Here is a 26,477-nt window from a genome sequence, read left to right on the forward strand (position 1 = left end):
CGGCGACCGGCGGTGCGCCTACTTGCGGGCGCCTGCCTGATCCAGCCGGCGTGCTTCTTCCGGGCTGACGATCTCGATGATCGCGACCACCTTGGCGACGCCACCAGTGGCGGCAGCGACCTGCTTGGCGGCGTTCGCTTCGGCTTCGGTCAGCAGGCCCATCAGGTAGACCTTGCTGCCTTCGGTCACCACCTTGACGTGGTTGGCCGATACGCGCTGCGAATCGAGAATGCGCGCCTTCACCTTAGAGGTGATGACCGCATCGCTCGAACGCTGGGTCAGCGACGACACGCCGGCGATTTCGGTCTCGTTGCTGATGCCGCGCACGTTCGGCACGCTGCCGGCGATGGCGCCCGCTTCGGCGCGCGTGGCTTCGTCGGCCACCTGGCCGGTCAGCAGCACATTGCGGTTGTAGCTGGTGACGCTGATGTTGGCGCGATTGCCGAGCTTTTCGCGCAGGCGCGAATCGGCACGCAATTCGATGCCTTCGTCTTCGACCTGGGTGCCGCTGGTGCGCCGGTCGAGTGCCGACAGCACAGCGCCGCCTGCACCGGCCGCAACGACCGGGAAGCAGCCCTGGAGCATCGGTACGCAGGCCGCGGCAAGTGCGGCAATCAGCAGCGGTCGCGCCAGTTTGGCGCGGGAGGTCTTGATCGGTAAGTGGGTCATCATTCGGTTCCTAGAAGCATGCAATCAATGCCGTCACACAGGCAATGCAGGGTGAGCAGGTGAACTTCCTGAATGCGTGCCGTACGCTCGGCCGGCACGCAGAGGTGGATGTCGCGTTCGGTCAGCATTTCGGCGATGCGGCCGCCGCCGCGGCCGGTGAGTGCCACCACGTGCATTTCGCGCTCGTGCGCAGCGCGGATGGCCTCGATCACGTTGCCCGAGTTGCCCGAGGTGGACAGTGCAAGCAGCACGTCATTCGGTTGGCCCAGCGCACGCACCTGTTTGGCGAACACCTGTTCGTAGCCGTAATCGTTGGCGATGGCGGTCAGGATGGAGGTGTCGACGGTCAGCGCGATGGCGGCCAGCTCGGGTCGTTCGCGTTCATAGCGACCAACCAGTTCGGCCGCGAAATGCTGCGCGTCGGCCGCTGAACCGCCGTTGCCGCAGGCCAGAATCTTGCCGGTGGCCATCAGGCTGGACACCATCAGTTCGATGGCATCGCCTATCGGTGCCGCCAGCAACTCGACCGACGAAAGCTTGGTTTGCGCGCTGTCGAAGAAATGCTCGGAGATGCGTGAAACCAGGTTCATGAGGAAACGGGGCAGGGTGAAGCGCGGAGTTTATCAATATCCCCCGTGTTGCCCCGTTTTCTTACAGCCGGAAACGAAGCCGCCCTTCATCGTGCGGGCGCCAGTTCGACATAGACTTCGATGCGCACGCGCCGCCACGGGTCCGGGTCGTCGGACAGCCGGCCGATGCGCGCGCTCAGCCGCTGTCCGGCGTCCATTTCGGCGGCCGCCTCGAAATTGTCGGCGCGCGGCAGGTAGCCCAGCATGTGGCCGCGCCACAGCACGCGGATGGCGTGCCGGTCATGGCGGTTGCCGGGTTCGCGTTCAAGTGTCAGCGCATCGCCTTCGCGCAGGCCCTGGCGCACCGCGTACAGCTGGTGAAACTGTGCGCCGGCCAGTGGCGAGCGCTGCGCCAGCAGGCGAAGGCTCTGTGCGCACGAGACGTCGGCGGCGAGCAGGGTCAGTGCGCTACAGGCCGAACGCATCGCGTATCCATTCGATCTGCCTGCCGTCCAGACCCGACAGCGCCACCACATCGAAGCGTGCCGGTCGCCGGCGCGCACGCTGGCCCTGTTCGGCAAGGTAGTGCTGGGCGGCGCGGATCAGCCGCGCCTGCTTGGTCGGGCCGACACTGGCCGCGGCGCCGCCGAAGCGGGCATCGCGACGCAGGCGCACTTCGACGAACACGAGGCTGTCGCCGTGTTCGCACACCAGATCGAGTTCGCCGTCCGGCCAGCGCAGGTTGCGGCCGATCACCCGCAGGCCGTGCGCTTCGAGATGACGTGCAGCGAGCGCTTCGGCCGCTGCGCCGTGCGCGGCGCGCACCGTCATGCCGGCTTGTGGCGGACCGCTGCCACGCTCAGAATGGCGGCCCGCCCGCAGGAAAGCACCCGATGACCGATGCCGTGACGCCCCATGATGACCTCGCGCTAGAATTTACGACATCGGCATTGTATGTCGTCGGCACGCCGATCGGCCATCTGGGCGAACTGTCGGCGCGCGCCATCGCGGCGCTGCGTGCCGCCGACCTGATCGCCTGCGAGGACACGCGGGAAACGTCGCGCCTCGCCCGTCACCTCGGCCTGAACGCGCAACTGGTGGCGGTGCATGAACACAACGAGCGCAGCGGCGCCGAGCGCCTGATCGCGGCGCTGCGCGATGGCCGTCGTGTGGCGCTGGTGTCCGATGCAGGCACGCCGGCGGTGTCCGACCCCGGTGCGCGGGTAGTGCGCGCGGTGCAGGACGCCGGCTTTCGCGTAATACCGATCAGCGGCCCGAGTGCCGTCGTGGTGGCGCTGTCGGCCAGCGGTCTGCGCGACGCACAGTTCCGATTCGTCGGTTTCCTGCCGGTCAAGTCGGCGGCGCGGCGCAAGGTGCTGGAATCGCTGCGCGGGCAGGATTGCGCGCTGGTGTTCTACGAAGCGCCGCACCGCATCGTCGAATGCGTCGACGATATCGCCGCGGTGATCCAGCCGGAGCGCGAACTGGTGATCGCCCGCGAACTGACCAAGCTGTTCGAGCAGATCGTGCGCCTGCCGGTATCGGAGGCTGCCGCCTGGCTGGCGGCAGACCCCAACCGCCAGCGCGGCGAATTCGTGCTGCTGCTCGCGGCCGCGCAGCCCGAAGAAGGTCTGGATGCGTCGGCGCGCCGCGCGCTGGACCTGCTGCTCGACGAACTGCCGCCGAGCCGCGCCGTGAAGGTGGCCCAGGCCATCACCGGCGCACCGCGCAAGCTGCTGTACGACCACGCGATGACGCACGGCACGGATGCGCTGCAGGACGAGGATGCGGGATAATCAACCGATAGGTCGCGCCGCATGGGGGCTCTGTGGGAGCGGTCCCTGTGGAACCGGCCCCTGTGGGAGCGGCGGCCTCGCCGCGATAGCGCCGTGAGCATCGCTGTGCGGAGTGCGTATCGCGGCGGCCCCACCGCTCCCACAGGTGAGCGACCCACAGGCGTCGCCCTGCCGATGAAGCGTCCGCGGGCAGGGCAAGCCGGCAAGACATACTGAACGCGTATCGCGACCCACATCGCAGAAAGAACAGGAACGCTCTTGAACAGACTGACGCTCACCCGCCCCGACGACTGGCATCTGCACCTGCGCGACGGCGCTGCGCTCAAGGCGGTGCTGCCTGATACGGCGCGCCGTTTCGGGCGCGCCATCGTCATGCCCAACCTGCGTCCGCCGGTCACCACGGTGGCGCTGGCGGCGGCCTATCGCGACCGCATCATGGCGGCGCATGCCGTCACGCCTGGCCTGCCGCCCTTCGAGCCGTTGATGGTGCTTTACCTGACCGACAACACGCCGGCCGACGAGATCGGCCGCGCCTGCGACAGCGGCTTCGTGCACGCGGTGAAGCTCTACCCGGCCGGGGCCACCACCAATTCCGACTCCGGCGTGACCGACGTGGCGCGTTGCGACGCGGCGCTGGCACGCATGGCCGAGCGCGGCCTGCCGCTCCTGATCCACGGCGAAGTGACCGACGCCGAGGTGGATGTGTTCGATCGCGAGGCGGTGTTCATCGAGCGCGTGCTGCGTCCGCTGCTGGCGCGCCACCCGACGCTGCGCGTGGTGTTCGAACACATCACGACCAGGGACGCAGCGGAGTTCGTGGCGGCGGGCGGCGACAACATTGCCGCCACCATTACGGCCCATCATCTGCTGATGAACCGCAATGCGATCTTCGCCGGCGGCGTGCGGCCGCATCACTATTGCCTGCCGGTATTGAAGCGCGAGGTGCATCGCGTTGCGCTGGTGGCCGCCGCGACATCCGGCAACCGCCGCTTCTTTCTCGGCACCGACTCGGCGCCGCATGCGAAAGGCACGAAGGAGACAGCGTGCGGCTGTGCCGGCTGCTACACCTCACATGCCGGCATCGAACTGTATGCCGAAGCCTTCGATGCCGCGGGCGCGCTGGACCGGCTCGAGGCCTTCGCCAGCTTCAATGGCCCGGACTGGTACGGTCTGCCGCGCAATACGTCGCGCATCACGCTGCTGCGCGAGTCGTGGGAGGTCAAGGCGGAGCAGGAATTTGCCGATGGTGATGTGCTGGTGCCATTGCGCGCGGGAGAGCGTGTCGCGTGGCGCATCGAACCTGAAAAGGTTGAATGAGTGATCCCATGACACGACTGACCTTGCTGATGCTGCCGCTCGCCGTCCTGCTGGCCGGATGCGATATCGAGAACGCCGCCTTCATGATCGAGAACAAGGATCACGCCCTGACGCTCAATCGTGAGAAGCCCTATTTCTGGAGTGGCGAATACAAGCTGGCCATCATCGTGTCGCGCATGCCGACCTGCCAGCGCCGTTACGTGATGAAGCCGGCGCGATTGACCGCCGCCAATGTCAGCGTGTTCGACGGTGGCGAGCCGAACCGCTACCTGCTGCGTCAGGGCAGCCGCTGGTATGCCGTCAACACCACCGACTGCGCTTTCGCGGTGGTCGAAAAGCCGGCCGAAGTGCCGGGGGCGATCGGTGTGTTCCGCCGCAAGGATGACGCGCTCACCTTCGTCAAGAGCACGACGGCCGAGGCGGAGCAGCGCTGAGCCTTGCTGCTGCATGGCCGGCCGGTCCGCTGCATGCAGGCGTGCGAACGCTGCTGGATGCGCTGCTGCCTGATCTGACGGCACCCGCCGCCGCCTGGCTGGACGCGCAGGCAGAACGCATCGGCCGCCCGCGAACAGGCACCGGACACGCGCTGACGTTCCGCGCATCGCCACCCGACGATCAGCCGTACGAGGCAAGAATCGCCGGCAGCGGCTGCGTGTCGACGCGCGATCACAACTGGCATGACACCTTCAATGCGCTTGTGTGGCTGACCTTTCCGCTGACGAAGGCGGCGATGAACCGGTGCCATGTCGGGCATCTCCTGCATGCTTCGGACGGGGCGGGGACGCGCGGACCGGTGCGCGATGCGCTGACCCAGTTCGATGAGGACGGGCTGGTACTGGTATCTGACGACAGCAGCCTGCTGGAGGCCATCCGCCATCACCGCTGGCGCGAGGCGATGTTCGATCAGCGGCCTGCGCTCGAATCCGCCCGGGTATTCGTGATCGGTCATGCGCTGCTCGACAAGGCGCGCGTGCCGCACGTCGGGCTGTGCGCACGCTCACTGCTCGTGTGCAGCAGCGAACTGGGCTGCGAAGCGGCGGCCGTGTCTGCCGCGCAGGTCGACGCCTGGCTTGCGGCGCGGATGGCGCGGGGTGACTGGCCCCGTTCGCCGCGCGACCTGCAGCCGCTGCCGGTGCTCGGTCTGCCCGGCATGACGACGGACAATACCTGCGCCACCTACTTCGACGACACGCGCCAGTTCAGATCCGTGCCACGCTGGCGGACTGCTCAATGAAAAAGGGCGACCCCTCGGGTCGCCCTCTCGACTTCTGATCGCCGTCGTTCAGACCAGCTTGCCGTGGCACTGCTTGTACTTCTTGCCCGATCCGCAGTGGCAGGGGTCGTTGCGACCGATCTTCGGACCGGCTGTCGCCGGCGTCGCCGCCGCGTTGCCACCGGCTGGCGGCGCCATCGGATCGACGCCTTCGCCCGCCAGCGACGGATCGAATTCCGCGTGCGTGTAGCGCACGTTTTCGAGATCGGGTGCCACCGGTTCGCTTTCCTGGATCTGCTCCGGTGAGCGGATTTCGACGTTCATCAGCACGCGCGTGACGTCGGCGCGCACCGAATCGAGCAGGCCTTCGAACAGCTCGAACGCTTCGCGCTTGTATTCCTGCTTCGGATTCTTCTGCGCGTAGCCGCGCAGATGGATGCCCTGACGCAGGTGGTCGAGTGCGGCGAGGTGTTCGCGCCAGTGACTGTCCAGGCTTTGCAGCATCACGTTGTGCTCGAACTGGCCGAACGATTCAGCGCCGACGAGCGCGACCTTCACTGCGTACAGGTCGTCCGACATGCCGGTGATGCGCTTGAGCAGGTCGTCATCGGCCAGATTCGGTTCGGCAGCCAGCCATTCGGCCAGCGGCGCATCAATGCGGTACTCGGACAGGAAGGCCGACGTGGCACCCGGCAGGTCCCATTGCTCTTCGACCGTCTCCGCCGGAAGGTACTGGCGGAAAGTGGCTTCGAGCACGCTGTGGCGCATGGCGGTGATCGTTTCGGCGATGTTGCCGGTTTCCAGCAGCGCGTTGCGTTGTTCGTAGATGACGCGGCGCTGGTCATTGGCCACGTCGTCGTACTCGAGCAACTGCTTGCGGATGTCGAAGTTGCGCTGTTCGACCTTGCGCTGCGCGGATTCGAGCGAACGGTTGACCATGGCATGTTCGATCGCCTCGCCTTCCGGCATCTTCAGCCGGATCATGATGGCGTTCAGGCGCTCGCCGCCGAAGATGCGCATCAGCGAATCTTCCAGCGACAGGTAGAAGCGCGACGAACCCGGGTCACCCTGACGACCGGATCGGCCGCGCAGCTGGTTGTCGATGCGGCGTGACTCATGGCGTTCGGTGCCGATGATGTGCAGACCGCCGGCCGAAATGACCTTCTGGTGCAGCGAAGTCCATTCGGTGCGCAGCTTTTCTATGCGCGAAGCGCGATCGGCGTCGTCGATGCTGCTGTCCGCCTGCAGCGCCTGGATGGACTTCTCGACGTTGCCGCCGAGCACGATGTCCGTGCCGCGACCCGCCATGTTGGTCGCGATCGTGATCACGCCCGGACTGCCGGCCTGCGCAATGATCTCGGCTTCGCGTTCGTGCTGCTTTGCGTTGAGCACCTGGTGCGGCAGCTTGTCCTTGCTCAGAAGGCCGGACAGCAATTCCGAACTTTCGATCGAGGTCGTGCCGACCAGCACCGGCTGGCCACGCTCGTGGCAATCCTTGATGTCGGCAATCACGGCCGCATACTTTTCCGGTGCCGTGCGATACACCAGATCGTTCATGTCCTTGCGGATCATCGGACGATGCGTCGGAATCACGACCGTTTCCAGACCGTAGATCTGATGGAATTCGTAGGCTTCGGTGTCTGCCGTGCCGGTCATGCCGGCCAGCTTGCCGTACATGCGGAAGTAGTTCTGGAAGGTGATCGACGCCAGTGTCTGGTTCTCGGACTGGATCTGTACGCCTTCCTTCGCTTCGACAGCCTGGTGCAGGCCGTCCGACCAGCGGCGGCCCGGCATCAGGCGGCCGGTGAATTCATCGACGATGATGATTTCGCCGTTCTGCACCACGTACTGCTGATCCCGGAAATACAGGTTGTGCGCGCGCAGGCTGGCGTACAGAAAGTGCACCAGCGTGATGTTGGCCGGCTCGTACAGGCTCCTGCCGGCTTCGAGCAGGCCCTCGCTGCTGAGGATTTCTTCGGCATGTTCGTGACCGGCTTCGGTCAGCAGCACCGTGTGTGCCTTTTCGTCGACCCAGTAGTCGCCCGGGCCGTCTTCCGTTTCGCAGCGCTTCAGCCGCGGTGCCACGACATTGAGGCGCAGGTAGAGGTCGGTGTGGTCGTCGGCCTGTCCGGAAATGATCAGCGGCGTACGCGCCTCGTCGATCAGGATGGAATCGACCTCGTCGACGATGGCGTAGTTCAGCCCGCGCTGGACCCGTTCATCCAGCGAATACACCATGTTGTCGCGCAGGTAGTCGAAACCGAATTCGTTGTTCGTGCCGTAGGTGATGTCGGACGCGTAGGCAACACGCTTCTTGTCGGTCTGCATGCGCGACAGGTTCACGCCTGTGGTCATGCCCAGAAAACCGTAGAGGCGTCCCATCATTTCGGCATCGCGGCTGGCGAGGTAGTCATTCACCGTCACGACATGCACGCCCTTGCCGGACAGCGCATTCAGATATACCGCCAGCGTCGCGGTCAGCGTCTTGCCTTCACCGGTACGCATTTCCGCGATGCGGCCGCTGTGCAGCATGATGCCGCCCAGAAGCTGGACGTCGAAATGGCGCAGGCCCAGCACGCGCTTGCTCGCTTCACGCACGACCGCGAAAGCTTCCGGCAGGATGTCATCGAGTGTCTTGCCGTCGGCGAGTTGCTGTCTGAGGCTGACGGTCTTGCCCGCCAGTGCTTCATCGCTCAAGCCCGACAATTCGGATTCGAGTGCATTGATCCGATTGACGACCGAGCGGAACTTGCGCAGCAACCGATCGTTGCGGCTGCCGAAAATCTTGGTGAACAGGGAAGCAATCATCGAAGACTGGGGCCCGTTTCGGGCAAACCGAAGGCGGAAAAGGGTGCGATTCTAGCATGCGGCCGCGCGGCCTCCAGCCGGGGCTGCTGTACGTGCGCACGCGGGGGAGGCGGGCGCCGCAGGGCGCGCTCAGTGCCTGTGGCTGCCTGCTTTTGCCTGCTGCAGACCGGCCGGCTGGGCTTTGCGCGCCAGCTCGAGGAAGCGGTTGGGGTTCTGTGCCACGTCCTTCACCCGGACCTCGAAATGCAGGTGCGGACCGGTGGAGCGCCCGGTACTGCCGACTTCCGCGATCTTCTGCCCGCGTTTGACGATCATGCCGGCACTGACCGTGAGCTTGCTCGCGTGTGCGTAGCGCGTGCTCAGGTCGCGTCCATGGTCGATTTCGACCATGTTGCCGTACTGCGGATGGTAGGACGCAGAGGTGACCACGCCGGCCGCGGCGGCGATGATGGGCGTACCGACGTCCGCAACGAAATCGACGCCCTCATGCATGGCGCGCGAACCATTGAAGGGATCGATGCGCCAGCCGAAGCCCGACGCGTTCCAGGCGCCGCCGATCACAGGCAGCGTGGAGGGCACGAGGGAGAGGCTGGCCTGATCCAGCAGCAGTTCGGACTCGATCACTCCAAGGTAGTCGTCCTGCTGCGACAGCAGATCGGCAAAGTGCTTCATCTGTGCTTCGAGTTCGATCGCAGACAGTGCATTTTCGTTCACCAGCGGACCGCCCTGGCCGGGCGGTGGCGATGTGCGCACCGGCTCTGGCGCCTTGACGCCGGCAAACTTTGCAAGTCTGGAACCGAGTGTATCGAGCTGGATCAGCTGGGCCTGCATCTGCCCCAACTTGACTGCCATGGTGTTCAGATTCTCGCGCACGAACTGTTCGCTACGCTGGATTTCCTCGTTGCGGGCAGTCGCGATCATGTCGTCGATCAGCGGCAGCTTCCATTCGCTGGCGTGCTTGAGAGTGATGAAGGAGAAGGCCGAAGCGAGGGAAAAAACCAGCACCGTGAAGGCAACGAGCGCACTGACGAGGTGCCAGGGCTGGACCGTGATGGCCTTTGCTGTTGTCAGGCGACTGGAAACAAGAATAATCTGCACGCTCGCTCCCGAGTTCTTGTCTATGTCAGCCCGCCGTCTGCACGATCACCTTACAACGCAGGACAGCCTGGCTCAACTTGCCCTGCACGCCAGAACCATCGGGCGCGTGCAGCGGGCTTATGAAAAATTCCTGCCACCGGAACTGGCGAACATCAGCCGCGTATTGAACGTGAAGCAGGGAGTGGTGGTTGTCAGTGCGCCTTCGGGTGCCGTTGCCAACCGACTCAGGCAAGTGTTACCGAGCGTACTGACAGCCCTCCGGGAAAGTTGCAGCGAGGTTACCGAAGTCAGGGTCAAGGTGCAAGCCCATGAAGGACAACAGCTTCCGGCGCGCGCACCCCGTCGTGAGGTCAGTCAGCAGGCGCGCGCGAAGCTGGCCGAAGGCAACGCCGTGCTTGCGCCGGACAGCGAGCTGCGCCGTGCATTGCAGAAGCTGATCGACGGGAACTGATGCGGAGAACGGACCCTAGATAATCAGGACCCGTTCGAGTACGAACAGCGCGCCGATCAGCAGTGCCGCGATGATCGAATACTTCAGCAGCAGCCCGGCCAGTGTCAGGTAGCGCCTGTTGCGCGTGATGACATAGGTGATGAAGCAGGCTGCGATCGAAATGATCAGCAGGATGCCGATCAGGCGCAGGATGAGCACAGGCGGGACTCAGGCGAAGGCCGGCAGCGACGGGCCGTTGTCCGGCAGTGGCATGAACTGGTTCGACACGGCAGCGGGAGCAGGGCGCGAGGCCGCGAAATCCGCCCATTCCCAGGCGTCCTGACGCGCCAGCAGTGCATGCAGCAACTGATTGTTCAACGCGTGTCCCGACTTGTGCGCGCTGAAGGCAGCCAGCAGCGGGTGGCCGATGATGTACAGGTCGCCGATCGCGTCGAGCACCTTGTGCTTCACGAACTCGTCGGCGTAGCGGAGGCCGTCGCTGTTCAGCACCCGGTACTCATCCATCACGATCGCGTTGTCGAGACTGCCCCCCTGTGCAAGACCATTCTGGCGCAGATACTCGACTTCGTGCATGAAGCCGAAGGTGCGCGCGCGTGCCACGTCATTGACATAGGACTGGTGCGCGAAATCGATCTTGACCTTGGTGCCGGTACGTTCGATCGCCGGATGCCGGAACTCGATCGAAAATTCGAGGCTGAACCCCTCATAGGGTTCGAGCTTCGCCCACTTGTCGCCGTCTTTGACTTCGATGGTATCGAGTACGCGGATGAATTTCTTCGGTGCGGCCTGCTCGACCACGCCGGCCTGCTGGATCAGGTAGACGAAGGTGGATGCCGAACCATCCATGATGGGTAACTCGGAGGCGTCGACGTCGACGAACAGATTGTCCACGCCGAGGCCGGCGAGCGCCGACATCAGGTGCTCGACGGTCGATATCGTCGCGCCGCCGCTGCTCAGGCAGGACGCGAGGCGCGTGTCGCCCACCGCGCGTGCATCGGCGCGTATTTCAACCGGCGGTTCAAGGTCGGTGCGGCGAAAGACGATGCCCGTGTCGACGGGCGCCGGGCGCAGGTCGAGGTTCACCTTCAGTCCCGAATGCAGACCTACGCCTGTCGCGTGGCTGATTGAGCGGATCGTGCGTTGCCTGATCATGGCGTGTGGGGATGACCGATTCGAAAACCGGATTTTATCCCAGCTCGGTGTAATACCCGTGTAACACGACGTTTCCGGGCTGCAGCAAGGCTGAGCCCGGACTGAAGTCGTCGGTTCAGTCTGCCTGCTTGCGCAGGAAGGCCGGGATGTCGAGCGTTTCGACGCCGTTGGCGCGCATCGCTTCGACCGCACTGGATGCCGTGCGGCCGCCGCGCCCGCGCATCACGGCCGGGATGTCGAGGTGCGAGTAATCGGTGCCGTTGCCGGATGCCATGACCATGTCGTCGGTGCCGGTGCGGATGATGGTCATCGGCGGCTTGCTGCTCATCGCGCGCGGTGCGCCGAGCCCGGTTGCCACGACGGTGACGCGCAGGCGGTCATCCATCGTTTCGTCGAACACGGTGCCGAAGATCACGTGCGCACCTTCGGCCGCGAAGGCGCGCACGGTTTCCATCGCGTCCTTCACTTCCTTCATCTTCAGCGAGCGGCTGGCGGTGATGTTGACCAGCACGCCACGGGCACCCGACAGCTCGACGCCTTCGAGCAGCGGGCTGGCGACGGCCTGTTCGGCGGCGATGCGCGCGCGGTCCATGCCGGCCGCTTCGGCCGAACCCATCATGGCGCGACCCATTTCGCCCATCACGGTGCGCACGTCCTGGAAGTCGACGTTCACCAGACCCGGAATGTTGATGATTTCGGCGATGCCGCCGACGGCGTTGCGCAGCACGTTGTCGGCCGCCTTGAAACCATCTTCGAGACTGGCGTCCTCGCCGAGCACTTCCATCAGTTTCTCGTTCAGCACGACGATCAGCGAATCGACATTCTTCGCCAGTTCGTCGATGCCGGTTTCGGCCGCACGCATGCGGTTCTCGTAATCGAAGGGCTTGGTCACGACAGCGACCGTCAGGATGCCCATTTCCTTCGCGACTTCGGCCACGATCGGCGCCGCGCCGGTGCCTGTGCCGCCGCCCATGCCGGCGGTGATGAACACCATTTCGGCGCCACGCAGCTGGTCGGCGATGTATTCGCGGTATTCGTCGGCCGCACTGCGGCCCACTTCCGGCTTGGCGCCTGCGCCGCGGCCGTTCTTGCCGAGCTGGATCTTGATCGGGGCGAGGCTGCGGTTCAGTGCCATGCCGTCGGTGTTGGCGGCAATGAATTCAACGCCATTCACACCTTCCCGGATCATGTGGTCGACCGCATTGCCGCCTGCTCCGCCGACGCCGATGACCTTGATCACTGCCCCCACGGGTTCCTTGTCGAGAATCTCGAACATACCGCCTCCTGTCTATACAAAGATGCCTCGAAGCCCGAGGGCTCGCGAGCAGCGAAAAGCCGTATACTTGTGGTGAACCACTACATTTAGTGATTTTTAACAAGTATACGACTAAACTTAGTGCAACGCATGACGTAGATGCCGTTTGAGTCGCATTTTCAGAAATTTCTTTCGAACCATGAGCGCATGTTCGCCAGCACCTGGCGAACGTTGCGTCCGTCGCGTGCAACCTGTCCGCGGCGGCGCTGTGAAGCCCCTTCCATGACCAGCCCGATCGCCGTCGCGTAACGCGGATGGCGCACGACGTCGGCGAGGTTTCCGCTGTACTCGGGCACCCCGATGCGAGCCGGCAGGTGGAACACGTCTTCGGCCAGATCCGCCATGCCGCGCATGGTCGCGCTGCCGCCGGTCAGCACGATGCCGGATGACAGCAGTTCCTCGTAGCCGCTTCGCCGCAGCTCGGCCTGCACCAGTTCGAACAACTCGGATACGCGCGGCTCGATCACGTCGGCGAGCGCCTGTCGCGACATGCGGCGCGGGCCGCGATCGCCGATGCCCGGCACCTCGATCATGTCCTCCGCGTCGGCCAGTGCAGACATCGCGACGCCGAAGTGCAGCTTGATGTCTTCGGCTTCGGCCGTCGGGGTGCGCATCGCCATCGCGATGTCGTTGGTGATCTGGTCGCCGGCGATCGGGATGACCGCCGTGTGGCGGATCGCACCCTGCGTGAAGATGGCGATATCCGTGGTGCCGCCGCCGATGTCGACCAGACAGACACCCAGATCCTTTTCGTCCTCGGACAGCGTGGCCTGGCTCGAAGCGAGTGGCTGCAGCACCAGATCGACGACTTCGAGGCCGCAGCGGCGCACGCACTTGATGATGTTCTGCGCCGCCGACACCGCACCGGTCACGATGTGCACGCGCACTTCGAGTCGCTTGCCGCTCATGCCTATCGGCTCGCGTACGCCGTCCTGACCGTCGATGATGAATTCCTGGGTCAGCGTATGCAGGATTTCCTGATCGGCCGGTATCGGCATGGCGCGCGCGGTTTCGACCACCCGCTCCAGGTCCAGCCGGGTCACTTCCTTGTCCTTGATCGCGACGACGCCGTTCGAATTGAAGCTGCGGATGTGGCTGCCGGCGATGCCCGTGAACACTTCGCGCACCTTGCATTCGGCCATCAGTTCGACTTCCTGGATGACGCGCGAAATCGAATCCACGGTGGCTTCGATATTGACCACTACACCCTTTTTCAGGCCCTGCGATTCCTGCGAGGCAAGGCCGAGTATGTCGAGTCGGCCATCGGCGCCCAGCTGGGCGATGACGGCCGTGATCTTCGACGTGCCGATGTCGAGTCCGACGATGAGGTCCTTGCTGTCTCGTGTCATGGTCTTTCCTGGGTGGCTGTGCTGCCGGTACGTATTGCGTAGCCGTTGGGGTAACGCAGGTCGGCGTATAGGATCTTCTGGGCGCCTTCGCGCGACACGGCTGGCTGGGTCGTGACGTAGCGCGTGAGGCGTGTGGCGATCGGCGTCTTGTCGTCATCGCGACCCAGTTCGATGCGCGAGCCGTCATCGAGCAACAACTGCCAGGCTTCGCGGCGGGTCAGGGCCATCTTGTCGATCCGGCGCTGCAGCGGTGACAGCGTTGCGCTCCATTCGAGGTGCCGTTGCAACATCGTCGATGCCTGTTCGTCCGGGCCGATGAACAGTGGCAGCGTGCGGTCGTGATCAGCCGCGAACAGTTCGCCCTGCGTATTCACCATGCGCGCTGGCGTGTTGTCCGGCACCCACCAGCGTGCGACCGCCCGGTGCTCTTCGAGCTCGACCTCGATGAAGCCGGGCCAGACGCGTCGCACCGCTGCGTTGCGCACCCAGGGCAGCTGTTCGAACACCTCGCGCGCGCGCTCGATGTCGGTGGTCAGGAAATTGCCGTTCACCGCGCGCCGTGCTGCATCCTCGATCTGGGCAGTGGTCAGGTGAGCGGGCGCACGGTCCAGCGTGACGGCCTGCAGCGGCAGCAGCGGCAGTCGGGTGACACCGAGCACCAGCGCGTAGATCAGCGCCGCTCCGGCCAGCAGGAGTATGCAGTCGGCAATCATCGTGAGCGCGCGCGGACTGTCCCACAGCCCGCCCTCGTCGGCCGGAGCGCCGGGTTTGCGTCGCGCGGGGGCTCCTCTAGCCAAGACGTGCCGACTCCAGGATGCGCAGGCACAGTTCACCGAACTCGATGCCGACGGCCCGCGCAGCCATCGGCACCAGCGAATGCGATGTCATGCCGGGCGAGGTGTTGATTTCGAGCAGCCAGGGCTTGCCGTCCTGTCCCAGCATCAGATCCGCACGGCCCCAGCCGCGGCAGTCGATGAGGCGCGCTGCGCGCATCACCAGCGCCTGTATGTCCTGTTCGAGCTCCTCGCCCAGTCCGCTCGGGCAGTGGTACTTCACTTCATCGGTGAAGTACTTGTTCTGGTAGTCGTAGTTGCCGCGCGGCGCTTCGATGCGGATCAGCGGCAGCGCCAGTTCGCCGAGAAAGGGTGCGGTCAGCTCCTGGCCGGAGATGAACTGCTCGGCCAGCACCAGCGGGTCGCAGCGGGCGGCGGTTTCATAGGCGGCGGGCAGTTCCGCCAGCGTGTTCACGCGGGTCGCTCCGACACTCGATCCTTCGCGCGCCGGCTTGACGAACAGCGGCAGCCCGAGCTCGGCCGCGACGGCTGCAAAGTCGCTGCCGGCGTGCAGCAGCTTGTAGCGCGGTGTCGGCAAACCGGCCGACAGCCACACCATCTTGGTGCGCCACTTGTCCATGCCGATGGCGGACGCCATCACGCCGCTGCCGGTGTATGGAATGCCGAGGCATTCGAGCGCGCCCTGGATCGTGCCGTCCTCGCCGCCGCGGCCGTGCAGCGCGATGAATGCGCGTTGGAAGCCATCGCGCTTCAGTTCCCACAGATCGCGTTCGGCCGGGTCGAAGGCGTGCGCATCCACGCCCTGCTCGCACAGCGCCGCGAGCACTGCACTGCCGGACATGATGGAAATGTCGCGTTCGGCGGAACGTCCGCCGAACAGCACGGCGACCTTGCCGAGCGACTGTGGAGTGGGGGTACTCATGTGCGGTTCTGATCCTGTGCAAATTTGGAGGGCAATTGCCCGATTGAGCCGGCGCCCATGCCGACCACGACATCGCCGTCGCGCACCGTGTCGAGCAGCGTCTGCGGCAGTTCGGCGATGTCCTCGACGAACACCGGCTCGACCTTGCCGGCGACGCGCAGCGCGCGCGCCAGCGCACGGCCGTCGGCAGCGACGATGGGAGATTCACCTGCGGCGTACACCTCCGTCAGCACCACCGCGTCGGCACCCGACAGCACGCGCACGAAGTCCTCGAAGCAGTCGCGGGTGCGTGTATAGCGGTGCGGCTGGAAGGCCAGCACGATGCGCCGGCCGGGATAGGCGCCGCGCGCGGCGTCCAGTGTTGCGGCCATCTCGACCGGGTGATGGCCGTAGTCGTCCACCAGCGTGAAGTGACCACCGGCAGGCAATGCGATTTCGCCATGACGCGTGAAGCGACGGCCAACGCCCTTGAATTCCGACAGTGCGCGTGCGATGTCTTCATCCGGCACGCCGACTTCGTTTGCCACGGCGATTGCCGCGAGGGCGTTGCGCACGTTGTGCAGGCCGGGCAGGTTCAGTTCGACCGGAATGCGCGTCGTCGTGCCATTGATGCGCACCGCGTCGAACAGCATCCGCGTGCCGTCGGCGCGCACGTTTTCGGCGCGCACCTGGGCGGCCGGATCGAGGCCGTAGCGGATGATCTGCTTGGGCACCTGCGGCATGATTTCGCGCACATTCGCGTCGTCCACGCAGAGCACGGCCACGCCGTAGAAGGGCAGCCGGTTGAGAAAATCGACGAAGGCCTGCTTCAGTTTCGAGAAGTCGTGGCCATAGGTGTCCATGTGATCGGCATCGATATTGGTGACCACCGACACCACCGGCGAAAGGAACAGGAAGGACGCATCCGATTCGTCGGCTTCGGCGACCAGGAATTCGCCGGTGCCGAGCCGGGCGTTGGCACCGGCCGAATTCAGGCGGCCGCCGATGACGAAGGTCGGGTCCAGTCCGCCTTCTGCCAGACAGCTTGCGATCAGCGATGTGGTGGTGGTCTTGCCGTGCGTGCCGGCCACCGCAACGCCCTGCTTGATGCGCATCAGCTCGGCCAGCATCTGCGCGCGCGGCACCACCGGAATGCGCCGTTCGCGCGCGCTGACCACCTCAGGGTTGTCGGCGCTGACAGCGGTCGAGGTGACTACCGCGTCAGCGCCGGTGATGTTGTGCGCCGCATGGCCCTGCACCACCCGGGCACCCAGGCTGGCCAGCCGGCGCGTCACCGCGTTGTCGGCCAGGTCCGAGCCGCTGACGACATAGCCCTGATTGAGCAGCACTTCGGCGATGCCGCTCATCCCGGAGCCACCGATGCCGATGAAATGGATGTGACTGATCTTGTGTTTCATGTCGGGTCCTTGCGCGCGATGGCGGCGCAGATGTCGGCCACTTCGGCTGCCGCGCCGGGGCGCGCCAGCGCGCGCGCGCGCTGCGCCATGTCGAGCAGTCGCGTGCGATCGAGCGAGCCGAGCAGGGCGGCCAGCGATGTCGCGTCGAGTTCGGTCTGCGGCAGCAGCAGCGCTGCGCCCGCGTCGGCGAGGAATCGGGCGTTGCCGGTCTGGTGATCGTCGACGGCGTGCGGGAAGGGCACCAGCACCGACGCAACACCGGCAGCGGCGAGTTCGGCCACGGTCAATGCGCCGGCACGACAGATGACCAGATCGGCGCCGGCGTAGGCAGCGGCCATGTCCTGGATGAAAGGCGCGAGCGTGCCGGTCACGCCCGCCTTTTCGTACGCGGCTTCGAGTGCCGGCATGTTCTTCTCGCCCGCCTGATGCACGACCTGCGGTCGCGCGACTTCGGACAGCAGCGCCAACGCCTGCGGCACGGCGTCGTTCAGCGCCTGCGCCCCCAGACTGCCGCCGACGACCAGCAGCTTCAGCGGGCCGCGGCGAGTGGCGAATCGCACGGCCGGATCGGGCAGGGCGGCGATGTCCGCACGCACCGGATTGCCGGTCCAGTCGGCGCCCGACAGCGCCTTCGGAAAACCTGCGAGCACGCGGTCGGCCACTTTCGCGAGCACGCGATTGGCCAGTCCGGCGACTGAATTCTGTTCGTGCAGCACGAGGGGCGTGCCGCGCAGCGCGGCCATCATGCCGCCGGGAAAGCTGACGTACCCGCCGAGGCCCAGCACGACCTGCGGCCTGACGCGACCGAGCACGCCGAGCGCCTGCCAGAAGCCGCGCAGCAGATTGAGCGGCAGCAACAGCTTGCGCAGCACGCCCTTGCCGCGCAGTGCGCCGAAGCGGATCGACTGCAGTTCGTAGCCGCGCGGCGGCACGATGCGGCCCTCCATGCCGTCGGCGTTGCCCAGCCACACGACACGCCAGCCGCGGCTGCGCAATTCGTCCGCCACCGCCAGACCGGGGTAGATGTGGCCGCCGGTGCCGCCCGCCATGATGAGTGCCGTGCTGCTCATCGCCGGTTCTCCCAGTCGATGCGCAGCAGGATGGCCAGCGCGATGCAATTGACCAGGATGCCCGAGCCGCCGTAGCTCATCAGCGGCAGCGTCAGGCCCTTGGTCGGCAGGATGCCGACGTTCACGCCCATGTTGATGAAGGCCTGCACGCCGAACCAGATGCCCACACCCTGCGCGACCAGGCCGGCGTAGGCGCGCTCGAGCAGCAGTGCGCGCCGGCCGATCGCGAAGGCGCGATGCACCACGAGGGCGAACAATGCGATCACCGTCGCCACGCCGACGAGCCCGAGTTCTTCGCCGATCACCGCCAGCAGGAAGTCGGTATGCGCCTCCGGCAGGTAGAACAGTTTTTCGACGCTGCCGCCCAGCCCGACGCCGAACCACTCGCCGCGGCCGAAGGCTATCAACGAATGCGTGAGCTGATAGCCCTTGCCCAGCGGGTCGTTGTTGAACGGATCGAGGAAGGCGATGAAGCGCCCCCAGCGAAGCTCGTTGAAGCGGATCAGCGTCGCGAAGCCGATGATCGCCACCAGTCCGAGCGAAAAGAACAGCTTGCCATTGATGCCGCCGAGGAAAAGCATGCCGAAGGCGATCAGCACGATGACCACGAAGGCGCCGTAATCCGGCTCGGCGACCAGCAGCGCGCCGACCAGCAGGATGACCAGCGCCATCGGCACGAAGGCGCGCCGGAACGAGCCCATCTCGGGCAGCCGGCGCACGATGTAGCTGGCGGCATACAGCACGGTGAACAGCTTCACCAGCTCGGAAGGCTGGATGTTCACCGGGCCGAGATTGATCCAGCGACGCGAATTGTTCACCACACTGCCGATGCCGGGGATCAGCACCAGCACCAGCAGCACGATGCCGCCGAGAAACAGCCACATCGACCATGCCTGCCAGGTGCGCACCGGTACCTGAAAGGCCATCAGCGCCGCCACGCCACCGATGGCGAGGAATACCGCCTGGCGGATCAGGAAGAAGTCAGACCGGTTGCCGGTGAAGCGGCTGCTGTCGGCGACCGCGATCGACGCCGAATACACCATGACGAGACCGATCAGCAGCAGCGCGACCGCCGGCCACAGCAGCCACGGGTCGAGTTCGGCCGGGCGCGGTCCGCTGCCCGGCAGGCGGTGCCCGTCGAGTCGCATGCTGCTGCTCATGAATGCACTCCCTGCCGCGTGGCGAGGCGGCGTGCTTCAGCGATGAATACCTCGGCGCGATGCGCGTAATTGCGGAACATGTCGAGGCTGGCGCAGGCCGGCGACAGCAGCACGGCGTCGCCCGGTTGTGCAGCGTCGAAGGCGGCGCGGGTAGCTTCCTCCAGCGTGGCGAAAGCGTGGTGCGCCACCGCATGTGCCGCCAGCACCGATGCGATGGCGGGCGCGTCGCGGCCGATCAGCGCGCAGAACCTTGCGTGGCGCGCGCATACCGGCCCAAGCGGCGCGAAGTCCTGCCCTTTGCCGTCGCCGCCGAGAATGATGTTCAGCGGACGGCCCAGTCCTTCGATCGCAGCGACCGTGGCGCCGACATTGGTGCCCTTGGAATCGTCGATGAAGCGGATGCCGTCGATGTCCAGTACCGTTTCAACGCGGTGCGGCAGGCCGGCGAAATCCTTCAGCGCTGCGATGCAGCGGTCGGTCGGCAGGCCGATCGCTTCGCACAGCGCAAGCGCGGCCAGCGCGTTGTGTGCGTTGTGGCGACCGGAAAGTTTCATCTCGTCGAGGGCCAGCAGTGGCCGGGTGCCGCGCATCAGACGCACGCTGCCGTCGAGGGCGCTCAACCCGTAGTCTTCGCCCGCGGGGGCGCCGTCGCCGAAGTGGATCGAACGCGCGTCGTCGCGTTGCATCGCGCCGACATGACTGTCGTCGCGGTTCAGCACCTGCACTGTGTGCGTACCGAAGATGCGTGCCTTGGCCGCAGCGTAGGCGGCCATGCCCTCGGGGTGACGATCGAGGTGGTCCTGCGTCACGTTGAGCACGGTGGCCGCGTCGGCATCCAGCGTGTCGGTGGTTTCGAGCTGGAAGCTCGACAGCTCGAGCACCCACACGTCGGGCACGATGCCCTCGTCGAGCACACGCATCAGCGCGTCGAGCGCCGCCGGGGAAATGTTGCCGGCCACCTCGGTGCGCAGGCCGCAGGCGCGGCACAGCGCGCCGGTCAGCGCGGTGGTGGTCGTCTTGCCATTGGTGCCGGTGATCGCGATCACCTTCGTGCGTTCGCGCCAGCCCAGCGCGCGCAGCGCGCGCGCGAACAGCTCGATTTCGCCGACCACCTCGATGCCGCGGCGGGTCGCCTCCAGCACCAGCGGTTCGTGCGGCGCCAGCCCGGGCGACAGGGCGAGCAGCGCGATGTCGTCGAGCAGGCTGTCATCGAACGGGCCGCAATGCAGTTCGGCACCCGGGATGTCGCGTGCCAGCGCATCCATGCCGGGCGGCGCGGCGCGGCTGTCGGCCACGCGCAGCACGGCGCCCTGGCGCCCGCACCAGCGCGCCATGGCCAGCCCGGATTCACCGAGGCCGAGGACGAGGATGTGGGTTCCGAGAAGGCTCATCAGCGCAGCTTCAGGGTCGAGAGGCCGAACAGCACGAGCATCAATGTGATGATCCAGAAGCGCACGACCACCTGCGTTTCCTTCCATCCGCCCAGTTCGTAATGGTGGTGCAGCGGTGCCATGCGGAAGATGCGCTTGCCGCCGGACCACTTGAAGTACAGCACCTGGATCATCACCGACAGCGTTTCGGCGACGAACAGGCCGCCCATGATGAACAGCACGATTTCCTGCCGCACGACCACGGCCACGGTGCCGAGCGCGGCACCCAGCGCCAGTGCGCCGACGTCGCCCATGAACACTTCCGCCGGATAGGCGTTGAACCACAGGAAGCCCAGGCCGGCGCCGCACAGCGCGCCGCAGAAGATGGCCAGTTCGCCGGCGCCAGGGATGAAGGGCACCCCGAGGTAGCGCGAAAACACTGCGTTGCCGGCGACGTAGGCGAAGATGGCCAGCGCGCCGCTGACCATGACGGCCGGCATCGTGGCCAGTCCGTCGAGGCCGTCGGTCAGGTTCACCGCATGGCTGGTACCGACGATGACCAGATAGGTCAGCACCATGAACCCGAAGGCGCCCAGAGGGTAGGCGACCGATTTGAAGAACGGCACGATGAGGTCGAGCTGGGCCGGAACCTGCGGCGTCAGCCCGAGGTAGACCGCGGCACCGGCGGCGAAGATGGACGACCAGAAGAACTTGGCGCGCGCCGACAGGCCCTTGGGATTGCGATGCACCACCTTGCGCCAGTCATCCACCCAGCCGACGGCGCCGAAGCCCAGCGTGACGATGAGCACCACCCAGATGTAGCGGTTAGACAGGTCGGCCCACAGCAACGTGGTCAGGCCGAGCGAAATCAGGATCAGTGCGCCGCCCATGGTGGGCGTGCCGGCCTTGGTCAGGTGCGACTTCGGTCCGTCGTCGCGCACCGACTGGCCGATCTTGTATTCGGTCAGCTTGCGGATGAGCAGCGGACCGAAAGTCCAGCAGATCGCCAGCGAGGTCATCATGGCCAGCACCGCGCGCAACGTGATGTAGTTAAACACGTTGAAGGCGCGGATGTCCTGGGCCAGCCAGCGGGTCAGTTCAAGCAGCATGGGGATCCTGTCCGGAAGGGGCGACGAGCGCTTCGGCGATGCGCTCCATGCGCATGAAGCGCGAGCCTTTCACCAGCACCGTCGTGGTGGCATCGAGTTGCGGATGCAGCGCGGCGGCGATGGCGGCGTGATCGGTGTAGTGCAGGGCGCCCGGACCGAAGGCGGCGACCGCGTCGATACTGGCTTCACCCAGCGCATGCAGCGCATGGATGCCGTGCTCGCGCGCGTAGGCACCGGCTTCGCGATGGAAAGCCGGACCCTGATTGCCGACTTCGCCCATGTCGCCAAGTACGAGGACGCGCCGGCCGGTTGCCGTGGCGAGCACGTCGATGGCGGCGCGCACCGAATCCGGATTCGCGTTGTAACTGTCGTCGATGACCGTGCTGCCGGCCGCGCCGCGCCTGACCTGCTGGCGTCCCTTGACGCCTTCGAAGTGGTTAAGCGCCCATACCACGGCCGCCATGTCGGCACCCGCGGCGAGGCTGGCGGTGGCGGCGCAGAGCGCGTTGCGCGCGTTGTGCAGGCCGGGCACGCGCAGCATGATCTGCGCCGTGCCGAATACGCCGTGCAGGTCGAGCCGGTAACCGAGTCCCGTCGGCGTCGCGGTGGCGCCGACGTCGGCGTCCGGCGAAAAGCCGAAACGCAGCGTGTGGCGTCCGCTGTTCCGGCCGGCCCAGTAATCGGCGAATTCGTCATCGGCGTTGATGACCGCGACCCCATCGGCGCCGAGCGCATCGAACACGTCGCCGTTCTCGCTTGCCACTTCGGCGACGCTGTTCATGAATTCGAGGTGTTCGCGCTGGGCATTGTTCACCAGTGCGACGGTCGGCTTCGCGATGCCGGCCAGCCAGGCGATTTCGCCCGGGTGGTTCATGCCCATTTCGATCACTGCCAGCCGGTGCGTGTCGCGCAGGCCGAACAGCATCAGCGGTACGCCGATGTCGTTGTTCAGGTTGCCGCGCGTTGCCAGCACCGATCCGGTCGGCCAGCCGACGCTCAGCGCATGCGCGCGCAGGATGGCGGCAATCATTTCCTTCACGGTCGTCTTGCCGTTGCTGCCGGTGACGCCGATCAACGGCAGCGTGAAGCGGCTGCGCCAGGCGCGCGCGATGTCGCCCAGCGCGAGGCGCGTGTCGCTCACGCGGATCAGCGAGCCGCCCTCATGCGGGCAGTCGTTCGCGATCACGACTGCGGCAGCGCCTGCCGTCTGCACGTCGGCGATGAAGTCATGGGCGTCGAAGCGATCGCCGCGCAGCGCGACGAACAGGTCTCCCGTCTTCACGGTGCGGCTGTCGGTCGAAAAGCCGCCCAGTGCGACGTCCGGCCCGATCAGTGTGCCGGCACAGGCTCGAGCCACATCCGACGCGGTCCATAGCGAAATCATGCGGACACTCCCCAGGCAGCCAGCGCGGCATGTGCCTGTTCGATGTCCGACCACGGCGTGCGCCGTCCGTTGCGTTCCTGATAGCTCTCGTGACCCTTTCCGGCCAGCAGCACGACATCGGCCGCGACCGCTTCGGCGACCGCCTGCCGGATCGCTTGCGCGCGGTCGGCGATGCGATGGACGCGTCGGCCTTCGACTGTGCCGCGGGCGATGTCATCGAGGATGGCGTCCGGGTCTTCTCCGCGCGGATTGTCCGAGGTCAGCCAGACCTGATGCGCCTGTTCGCACGCCACGGTGCCCATCAGCGGTCGCTTGCCGGCATCGCGCTCACCGCCGCAACCGAAGATGCACACCAGCCTTCCGCCGCGGGCTGCGGCGACCGGCTGCAGCGCGATCAAGGCCTGTTCGAGTGCGTCCGGCGTGTGCGCGTAGTCGACCACGACCAGCGGCGCGCCCTGACCGCCAATGCCCTGCATGCGTCCGGGGGGGGGCTTCAGGCCGGCGAGTGCGTGCGCCGCGTCATTCAGCGACACGCCGGCATGCAGCAGGCTGCCGGCCACTGCCATCAGGTTCTGCACGTTGAAACGCCCGATCAGCGCGGTGCTGATGTGCGCCGAGTGCTGGTCCAGGCCATGCACGAGGTCGAACGACACGCCGTGCGACAGCTCCGCACCACGCGCGCGCAGCCCGGTCGTACCCGCCGGAGGCGCGTGGTCGAAGGCGCAAGTCGTCACGTCGAGCTGCCCGGCGCACTGCTGCGCCAGCGTGCGGCCGAAGGCGTCATCGGTATTGATCACCGCGGCCTGCAGCCCGGGCTGGGCAAAAAGCGCAGCCTTGGCGTCGGCGTAGTGCTGCATGTCGTGGTGATAGTCGAGATGGTCGCGCGTCAGATTGGTGAATACTGCGGTATGCAGTCGTACGCCATCGATGCGATGCTGGTGCAGGCCGATCGACGACACCTCCATCGCGCAGGCGGTGGCGCCGGCGCGCCGCAGGTCGGCCAGGGTCTGATGTACGCTCACCACGTCGGGCGTGGTGTTGGCGGACTCGGTCAGCCGGCCCGGCAGGCCGTTGCCCAGGGTGCCGATGACGCCGCATTCGCGACCGAGTGCATGCAGCGCCTGGGCGATCCACTGGCTGACCGAAGTCTTGCCATTGGTGCCGGTGATGCCGATCACGTGCAGATGCGCCGACGGCTGATCAAGCAGCGCATCGGCAAGCGCGCCGGCATGGCGGTGCAGGTCGTCGATGCCGATCACGGGCACCAACGGGTTCGTGGTGGTTATGGGGGTGCTGCCGGCCTCGCACAGCACGGCGGCCGCGCCGCGATCGATCGCGGCGTCGATGAAGCGGCGGCCATCGGTGCGCTCGCCCGGCAGCGCGAAAAAGATGTCGCCGGGCGAAATATGGCGCGAGTCGGCGCGCAGTGTGCGCGGCTCGACCCCGTGCCTGGACAACTCGGCGCGAACCTGTGCGATCACGGCCGCGCTCACGGGGCACCCTTCAACGGAACGCTGACACGCGCCATCTGCAGCGGCGGCATGGCTGCGTCGGGCGCCACGCCGGTTGCGCGCAAAGTGGCGTTCATGATGTCGGAGAACACCGGCGCAGCCACCTGGCCACCGTAGTGCATGCCGTTGGACGGCTCGTCGATCATCACCGCGACGATGTAGCGCGGGTCGGACACCGGCGCGAAGCCGACGAACGATGCGATGTACTTGTTCGCGTAGGTGCCGCCTTCTAGCTTGTGCGCAGTGCCGGTCTTGCCCGCGACACGGTAGCCCGGAATCTGCGCCTTCGGTGCCGTGCCGCCCGGGCCGGCGGCCAGTTCGAGCATGCGACGCACTTCGCGCGCGGTCTGTGCCGAAAAAACCTGCAGGCCGTTGATCGGCGGCGTGTCGACGCGGGTCAGCGACAGCGGGATCAGGTCGCCGTCGCGGGCGAACACCAGATAGGCGCGCGCCATCTGCATCAGCGTTACCGACATGCCGTGACCGTAGGACATGGTGGCCTGCTCGACCGGCTTCCAGCCCGCCGGGTTGCGCAGTCGGCCGGCGGCCTCGCCCGGAAAGCCCAGCTTGAGCGGACTGCCGAAGCCGACCTGGTCATAGACGCGCCACATTTCATCCGGCGTGAACTGCGCGGCAATCTTGGCCACGCCCACGTTCGACGATTTCTGGATCACCTCGGCGACGCTCAGCACACCGTGCGGATGTGCGTCGCCGATCGCGTAGCGGCCGAAGTGCAGCTTGCCGGTGCAATCGATCGGCGTTTCGAAACTGTAGCGTCCGGCGTCCAGCGCCATGGCGGCGACGAAGGGCTTGATCGTCGAGCCCGGTTCGTAGGTGTCGGTGAAGGCGCGGTTGCGCAGCGGCGGGCCGGACAGCTGGGTGCGGTTGTTCGGGTTGTAGGTCGGCCAGTTGGCCAGCGCCAGCACCTCGCCGGTACGCGAGTCGAGTACCACGGCGCTGCCGGCCCGTGCCTTGTGTTCGGCCACCGCCTGCTTCAGGCGGCTGTGGGCGAGAAACTGCAACCGGGTGTCGATGGACAGGCGCACGTCGCCCCCGTCGCGCGGCGGCTTGAGCGTTTCGACGTCCTCGACGACGTTGCGGCGCGCGTCGGTGATGACTCGGCGCGAGCCCTCCTGCCCGGTCAGCGGACGGTTCATTGCCAGTTCGATGCCTTCGAGACCCTTGTCGTCCATGCCGGTGAAGCCGACGACGTGCGCGCTGACCTCGCCATGCGGGTAGTAGCGGCGGTACTCCGGCTCGGCACGGATACCCGGCAGCTTCAGGGCGAGGATGCGCTCGGCGACGTCGGGCGCGACCTGACGCTTCAGGTAGCCGCGACCGCGCTGCTCGGGAATCTTGCGCGCGACCTCGCGATGGTCCATGTCGAGCAGGTCGGCCAACTGGCGGATCTGTGCGGCCGACAGCTTTTCCGCACCGATGTCGCGCGGATTCGCCCTGGCCTTTGCTTCGGTGCGGCTCGGACGCGCCTCGGCGACGATCGCCGACACCTGGGTGCTCATCGCCAGCACCTGTTCATTGCGGTCGAGCACACGGCCGCGCGACGCCGGCGTCGGCAGTACCTTCGAGAAGCGTTCCTCGCCCTTGCGCTGGTAGAAGTCATTGTCGATCGCCTGCAGCCAGAAGGCGCGCACGAACAGACCGCCGAACAGCACCATCATGACGATGAGCATGGCGCGCGCACGCCAGGCCGGCAGCAGTTCGGCCAGCAGCGGGTTGTGTGCGAGCTTCATTGCACGGCCTCCGGGCTGTCGAGCACGATGACCTGATTGCGGGCGGGTGCATGCATCTTCAGCTTTGTTTCGGCGAGATCGGAAATCCGCGCATGAGCAGCCAGCGTGCCCTGTTCGATCTGCAGTTGCCCCCACTCGGTTTCCAGCATGCGCATGCGCTGGTGTTCGCGTTCGAGCTGCGTGTGCAGGCTGCGCGAGCGATGTTGCGCGGACACCAGTGAAATGGCGCTGGCAAGCAGCAGCAGGATCAGAACGACATGAAGGCGCAGCAT

Annotated in this window: 26 protein-coding genes; 5 read left to right on the forward strand and 21 right to left on the reverse strand. The window is 66.1% G+C overall.

Features of this window, described 5'->3' with window-relative positions:
* Positions 1–18: 18 nt before the first annotated feature.
* The 4 genes from NMQ16_RS05200 to NMQ16_RS05215 form a co-directional block, all read right to left on the reverse strand.
* Positions 19–669 carry a BON domain-containing protein gene (locus NMQ16_RS05200; protein ID WP_257079455.1) on the reverse strand — a complete coding sequence of 217 codons (651 nt, stop codon included), beginning with the start codon at positions 667–669 and terminating at the stop codon, positions 19–21.
* A complete protein-coding gene (locus tag NMQ16_RS05205) occupies positions 669–1,259 on the reverse strand; it encodes a phosphoheptose isomerase (RefSeq protein ID WP_069038126.1) in 591 nt (196 codons plus the stop codon). The genes NMQ16_RS05200 and NMQ16_RS05205 overlap by 1 nt, the downstream gene beginning before the upstream one ends.
* Positions 1,260–1,345: 86 nt before the next feature.
* Positions 1,346–1,723, reverse strand: coding sequence for an HIRAN domain-containing protein (locus tag NMQ16_RS05210; protein WP_257079456.1), 378 nt, complete (start codon positions 1,721–1,723; stop codon positions 1,346–1,348).
* Positions 1,707–2,069: a YraN family protein gene (locus NMQ16_RS05215; RefSeq protein ID WP_257079457.1), complete on the reverse strand. Its 363-nt coding sequence runs from the start codon at positions 2,067–2,069 to the stop codon at positions 1,707–1,709. Before NMQ16_RS05215 ends, NMQ16_RS05210 begins: the two co-directional genes overlap by 17 nt.
* 119 nt (positions 2,070–2,188) lie before the next feature.
* On the opposite strand from NMQ16_RS05215, the gene rsmI reads away from it, so the two are divergent.
* The 4 genes from rsmI (at position 2,189) to NMQ16_RS05235 (ending at position 5,585) form a co-directional block, all read left to right on the forward strand.
* Entirely contained in the window at positions 2,189–3,034 is an 846-nt protein-coding gene (rsmI, locus tag NMQ16_RS05220; protein WP_257079631.1) for a 16S rRNA (cytidine(1402)-2'-O)-methyltransferase, read from the forward strand.
* A 258-nt stretch (positions 3,035–3,292) separates the two neighbouring features.
* A complete protein-coding gene (gene pyrC, locus NMQ16_RS05225) occupies positions 3,293–4,351 on the forward strand; it encodes a dihydroorotase (RefSeq protein ID WP_257079458.1) in 1,059 nt (352 codons plus the stop codon).
* A gap of 8 nt (positions 4,352–4,359) precedes the next feature.
* Positions 4,360–4,785: a hypothetical protein gene (locus tag NMQ16_RS05230; RefSeq protein ID WP_257079459.1), complete on the forward strand. Its 426-nt coding sequence runs from the start codon at positions 4,360–4,362 to the stop codon at positions 4,783–4,785.
* Positions 4,786–4,826: 41 nt separating this feature from the next.
* A complete protein-coding gene (locus tag NMQ16_RS05235) occupies positions 4,827–5,585 on the forward strand; it encodes a DUF3025 domain-containing protein (RefSeq protein ID WP_257079460.1) in 759 nt (252 codons plus the stop codon).
* 48 nt (positions 5,586–5,633) lie between these two features.
* On the opposite strand, the gene secA is transcribed toward NMQ16_RS05235, so the two are convergent.
* Together secA and NMQ16_RS05245 are read right to left on the reverse strand one after the other, a co-directional pair.
* A complete protein-coding gene (secA, locus tag NMQ16_RS05240) occupies positions 5,634–8,372 on the reverse strand; it encodes a preprotein translocase subunit SecA (protein ID WP_257079461.1) in 2,739 nt (912 codons plus the stop codon).
* A 129-nt stretch (positions 8,373–8,501) separates the two neighbouring features.
* Positions 8,502–9,470, reverse strand: coding sequence for a M23 family metallopeptidase (locus tag NMQ16_RS05245; protein WP_257079462.1), 969 nt, complete (start codon positions 9,468–9,470; stop codon positions 8,502–8,504).
* Between the two features lie 22 nt (positions 9,471–9,492).
* Here NMQ16_RS05245 and NMQ16_RS05250 point away from each other — a divergent pair, with 22 nt between their 5' ends.
* Positions 9,493–9,921, forward strand: coding sequence for a DUF721 domain-containing protein (locus NMQ16_RS05250; RefSeq protein ID WP_257079463.1), 429 nt, complete (start codon positions 9,493–9,495; stop codon positions 9,919–9,921).
* Between the two features lie 15 nt (positions 9,922–9,936).
* Here the strand turns inward: NMQ16_RS05250 and NMQ16_RS05255 are convergent, their stop codons facing one another.
* The 15 genes from NMQ16_RS05255 to ftsL form a co-directional block, all read right to left on the reverse strand.
* Positions 9,937–10,119 carry a hypothetical protein gene (locus NMQ16_RS05255; protein WP_257079464.1) on the reverse strand — a complete coding sequence of 61 codons (183 nt, stop codon included), beginning with the start codon at positions 10,117–10,119 and terminating at the stop codon, positions 9,937–9,939.
* 9 nt (positions 10,120–10,128) lie between these two features.
* Positions 10,129–11,073 (reverse strand): UDP-3-O-acyl-N-acetylglucosamine deacetylase, encoded by a 945-nt coding sequence (gene lpxC / locus NMQ16_RS05260; RefSeq protein WP_257079465.1) that lies wholly within the window; start codon positions 11,071–11,073, stop codon positions 10,129–10,131.
* Positions 11,074–11,188: 115 nt separating this feature from the next.
* A complete protein-coding gene (ftsZ, locus tag NMQ16_RS05265) occupies positions 11,189–12,349 on the reverse strand; it encodes a cell division protein FtsZ (protein ID WP_257079466.1) in 1,161 nt (386 codons plus the stop codon).
* A 158-nt stretch (positions 12,350–12,507) separates the two neighbouring features.
* A complete protein-coding gene (gene ftsA, locus NMQ16_RS05270) occupies positions 12,508–13,737 on the reverse strand; it encodes a cell division protein FtsA (protein ID WP_257079467.1) in 1,230 nt (409 codons plus the stop codon).
* Entirely contained in the window at positions 13,734–14,534 is an 801-nt protein-coding gene (locus NMQ16_RS05275; protein ID WP_257079468.1) for a cell division protein FtsQ/DivIB, read from the reverse strand. The genes ftsA and NMQ16_RS05275 overlap by 4 nt, the downstream gene beginning before the upstream one ends.
* On the reverse strand, positions 14,527–15,453 hold the full coding sequence (locus NMQ16_RS05280; protein ID WP_257079469.1) for a D-alanine--D-alanine ligase: 927 nt from the start codon (positions 15,451–15,453) through the stop codon (positions 14,527–14,529). The genes NMQ16_RS05275 and NMQ16_RS05280 overlap by 8 nt, the downstream gene beginning before the upstream one ends.
* Positions 15,450–16,850: a UDP-N-acetylmuramate--L-alanine ligase gene (gene murC / locus NMQ16_RS05285; RefSeq protein WP_257079470.1), complete on the reverse strand. Its 1,401-nt coding sequence runs from the start codon at positions 16,848–16,850 to the stop codon at positions 15,450–15,452. Before murC ends, NMQ16_RS05280 begins: the two co-directional genes overlap by 4 nt.
* Positions 16,847–17,920, reverse strand: coding sequence for an undecaprenyldiphospho-muramoylpentapeptide beta-N-acetylglucosaminyltransferase (gene murG / locus NMQ16_RS05290; RefSeq protein WP_257079471.1), 1,074 nt, complete (start codon positions 17,918–17,920; stop codon positions 16,847–16,849). Before murG ends, murC begins: the two co-directional genes overlap by 4 nt.
* The gene (gene ftsW / locus NMQ16_RS05295) at positions 17,917–19,080 is read right to left on the reverse strand and encodes a putative lipid II flippase FtsW (RefSeq protein ID WP_257079472.1); all 1,164 of its coding nucleotides are present in this window, start codon (positions 19,078–19,080) and stop codon (positions 17,917–17,919) included. The genes murG and ftsW overlap by 4 nt, the downstream gene beginning before the upstream one ends.
* The gene (gene murD, locus NMQ16_RS05300) at positions 19,077–20,471 is read right to left on the reverse strand and encodes a UDP-N-acetylmuramoyl-L-alanine--D-glutamate ligase (RefSeq protein WP_257079473.1); all 1,395 of its coding nucleotides are present in this window, start codon (positions 20,469–20,471) and stop codon (positions 19,077–19,079) included. The genes ftsW and murD overlap by 4 nt, the downstream gene beginning before the upstream one ends.
* The gene (gene mraY, locus NMQ16_RS05305; protein WP_257079474.1) at positions 20,471–21,559 is read right to left on the reverse strand and encodes a phospho-N-acetylmuramoyl-pentapeptide-transferase; all 1,089 of its coding nucleotides are present in this window, start codon (positions 21,557–21,559) and stop codon (positions 20,471–20,473) included. The genes murD and mraY overlap by 1 nt, the downstream gene beginning before the upstream one ends.
* The gene (murF, locus tag NMQ16_RS05310; protein WP_257079475.1) at positions 21,549–22,943 is read right to left on the reverse strand and encodes a UDP-N-acetylmuramoyl-tripeptide--D-alanyl-D-alanine ligase; all 1,395 of its coding nucleotides are present in this window, start codon (positions 22,941–22,943) and stop codon (positions 21,549–21,551) included. Before murF ends, mraY begins: the two co-directional genes overlap by 11 nt.
* Positions 22,940–24,436 carry a UDP-N-acetylmuramoyl-L-alanyl-D-glutamate--2,6-diaminopimelate ligase gene (locus tag NMQ16_RS05315; protein WP_373566759.1) on the reverse strand — a complete coding sequence of 499 codons (1,497 nt, stop codon included), beginning with the start codon at positions 24,434–24,436 and terminating at the stop codon, positions 22,940–22,942. Before NMQ16_RS05315 ends, murF begins: the two co-directional genes overlap by 4 nt.
* The gene (locus NMQ16_RS05320; RefSeq protein WP_257079477.1) at positions 24,433–26,205 is read right to left on the reverse strand and encodes a penicillin-binding protein 2; all 1,773 of its coding nucleotides are present in this window, start codon (positions 26,203–26,205) and stop codon (positions 24,433–24,435) included. The genes NMQ16_RS05315 and NMQ16_RS05320 overlap by 4 nt, the downstream gene beginning before the upstream one ends.
* The gene (gene ftsL / locus NMQ16_RS05325) at positions 26,202–26,477 is read right to left on the reverse strand and encodes a cell division protein FtsL (RefSeq protein ID WP_257079478.1); all 276 of its coding nucleotides are present in this window, start codon (positions 26,475–26,477) and stop codon (positions 26,202–26,204) included. The genes NMQ16_RS05320 and ftsL overlap by 4 nt, the downstream gene beginning before the upstream one ends.

It is taken from the genome of Methyloversatilis sp. XJ19-49, assembly GCF_024580145.1.
GTDB lineage: Bacteria > Pseudomonadota > Gammaproteobacteria > Burkholderiales > Rhodocyclaceae > Methyloversatilis.

Excerpts from the sequence above, each read along its gene's own strand:
- ftsL (WP_257079478.1), bottom strand. The coding sequence starts at position 26,477 with ATGCTGCGCCTTCATGTCGTTCTGATCCTGCTGCTGCTTGCCAGCGCC.
- murF (WP_257079475.1), bottom strand. The coding sequence starts at position 22,943 with ATGATTTCGCTATGGACCGCGTCGGATGTGGCTCGAGCCTGTGCCGGC.
- mraY (WP_257079474.1), bottom strand. The coding sequence starts at position 21,559 with ATGCTGCTTGAACTGACCCGCTGGCTGGCCCAGGACATCCGCGCCTTC.
- NMQ16_RS05210 (WP_257079456.1), bottom strand. The coding sequence starts at position 1,723 with ATGCGTTCGGCCTGTAGCGCACTGACCCTGCTCGCCGCCGACGTCTCG.
- ftsZ (WP_257079466.1), bottom strand. The coding sequence starts at position 12,349 with ATGTTCGAGATTCTCGACAAGGAACCCGTGGGGGCAGTGATCAAGGTC.
- ftsA (WP_257079467.1), bottom strand. The coding sequence starts at position 13,737 with ATGACACGAGACAGCAAGGACCTCATCGTCGGACTCGACATCGGCACG.
- NMQ16_RS05205 (WP_069038126.1), bottom strand. The coding sequence starts at position 1,259 with ATGAACCTGGTTTCACGCATCTCCGAGCATTTCTTCGACAGCGCGCAA.
- ftsW (WP_257079472.1), bottom strand. The coding sequence starts at position 19,080 with ATGAGCAGCAGCATGCGACTCGACGGGCACCGCCTGCCGGGCAGCGGA.
- NMQ16_RS05280 (WP_257079469.1), bottom strand. The coding sequence starts at position 15,453 with ATGAGTACCCCCACTCCACAGTCGCTCGGCAAGGTCGCCGTGCTGTTC.
- murC (WP_257079470.1), bottom strand. The coding sequence starts at position 16,850 with ATGAAACACAAGATCAGTCACATCCATTTCATCGGCATCGGTGGCTCC.
- NMQ16_RS05200 (WP_257079455.1), bottom strand. The coding sequence starts at position 669 with ATGACCCACTTACCGATCAAGACCTCCCGCGCCAAACTGGCGCGACCG.
- murG (WP_257079471.1), bottom strand. The coding sequence starts at position 17,920 with ATGAGCAGCACGGCACTCATCATGGCGGGCGGCACCGGCGGCCACATC.
- NMQ16_RS05250 (WP_257079463.1), top strand. The coding sequence starts at position 9,493 with ATGTCAGCCCGCCGTCTGCACGATCACCTTACAACGCAGGACAGCCTG.
- NMQ16_RS05230 (WP_257079459.1), top strand. The coding sequence starts at position 4,360 with ATGACACGACTGACCTTGCTGATGCTGCCGCTCGCCGTCCTGCTGGCC.
- NMQ16_RS05215 (WP_257079457.1), bottom strand. The coding sequence starts at position 2,069 with ATGACGGTGCGCGCCGCGCACGGCGCAGCGGCCGAAGCGCTCGCTGCA.
- murD (WP_257079473.1), bottom strand. The coding sequence starts at position 20,471 with ATGAGCCTTCTCGGAACCCACATCCTCGTCCTCGGCCTCGGTGAATCC.
- NMQ16_RS05320 (WP_257079477.1), bottom strand. The coding sequence starts at position 26,205 with ATGAAGCTCGCACACAACCCGCTGCTGGCCGAACTGCTGCCGGCCTGG.
- lpxC (WP_257079465.1), bottom strand. The coding sequence starts at position 11,073 with ATGATCAGGCAACGCACGATCCGCTCAATCAGCCACGCGACAGGCGTA.
- secA (WP_257079461.1), bottom strand. The coding sequence starts at position 8,372 with ATGATTGCTTCCCTGTTCACCAAGATTTTCGGCAGCCGCAACGATCGG.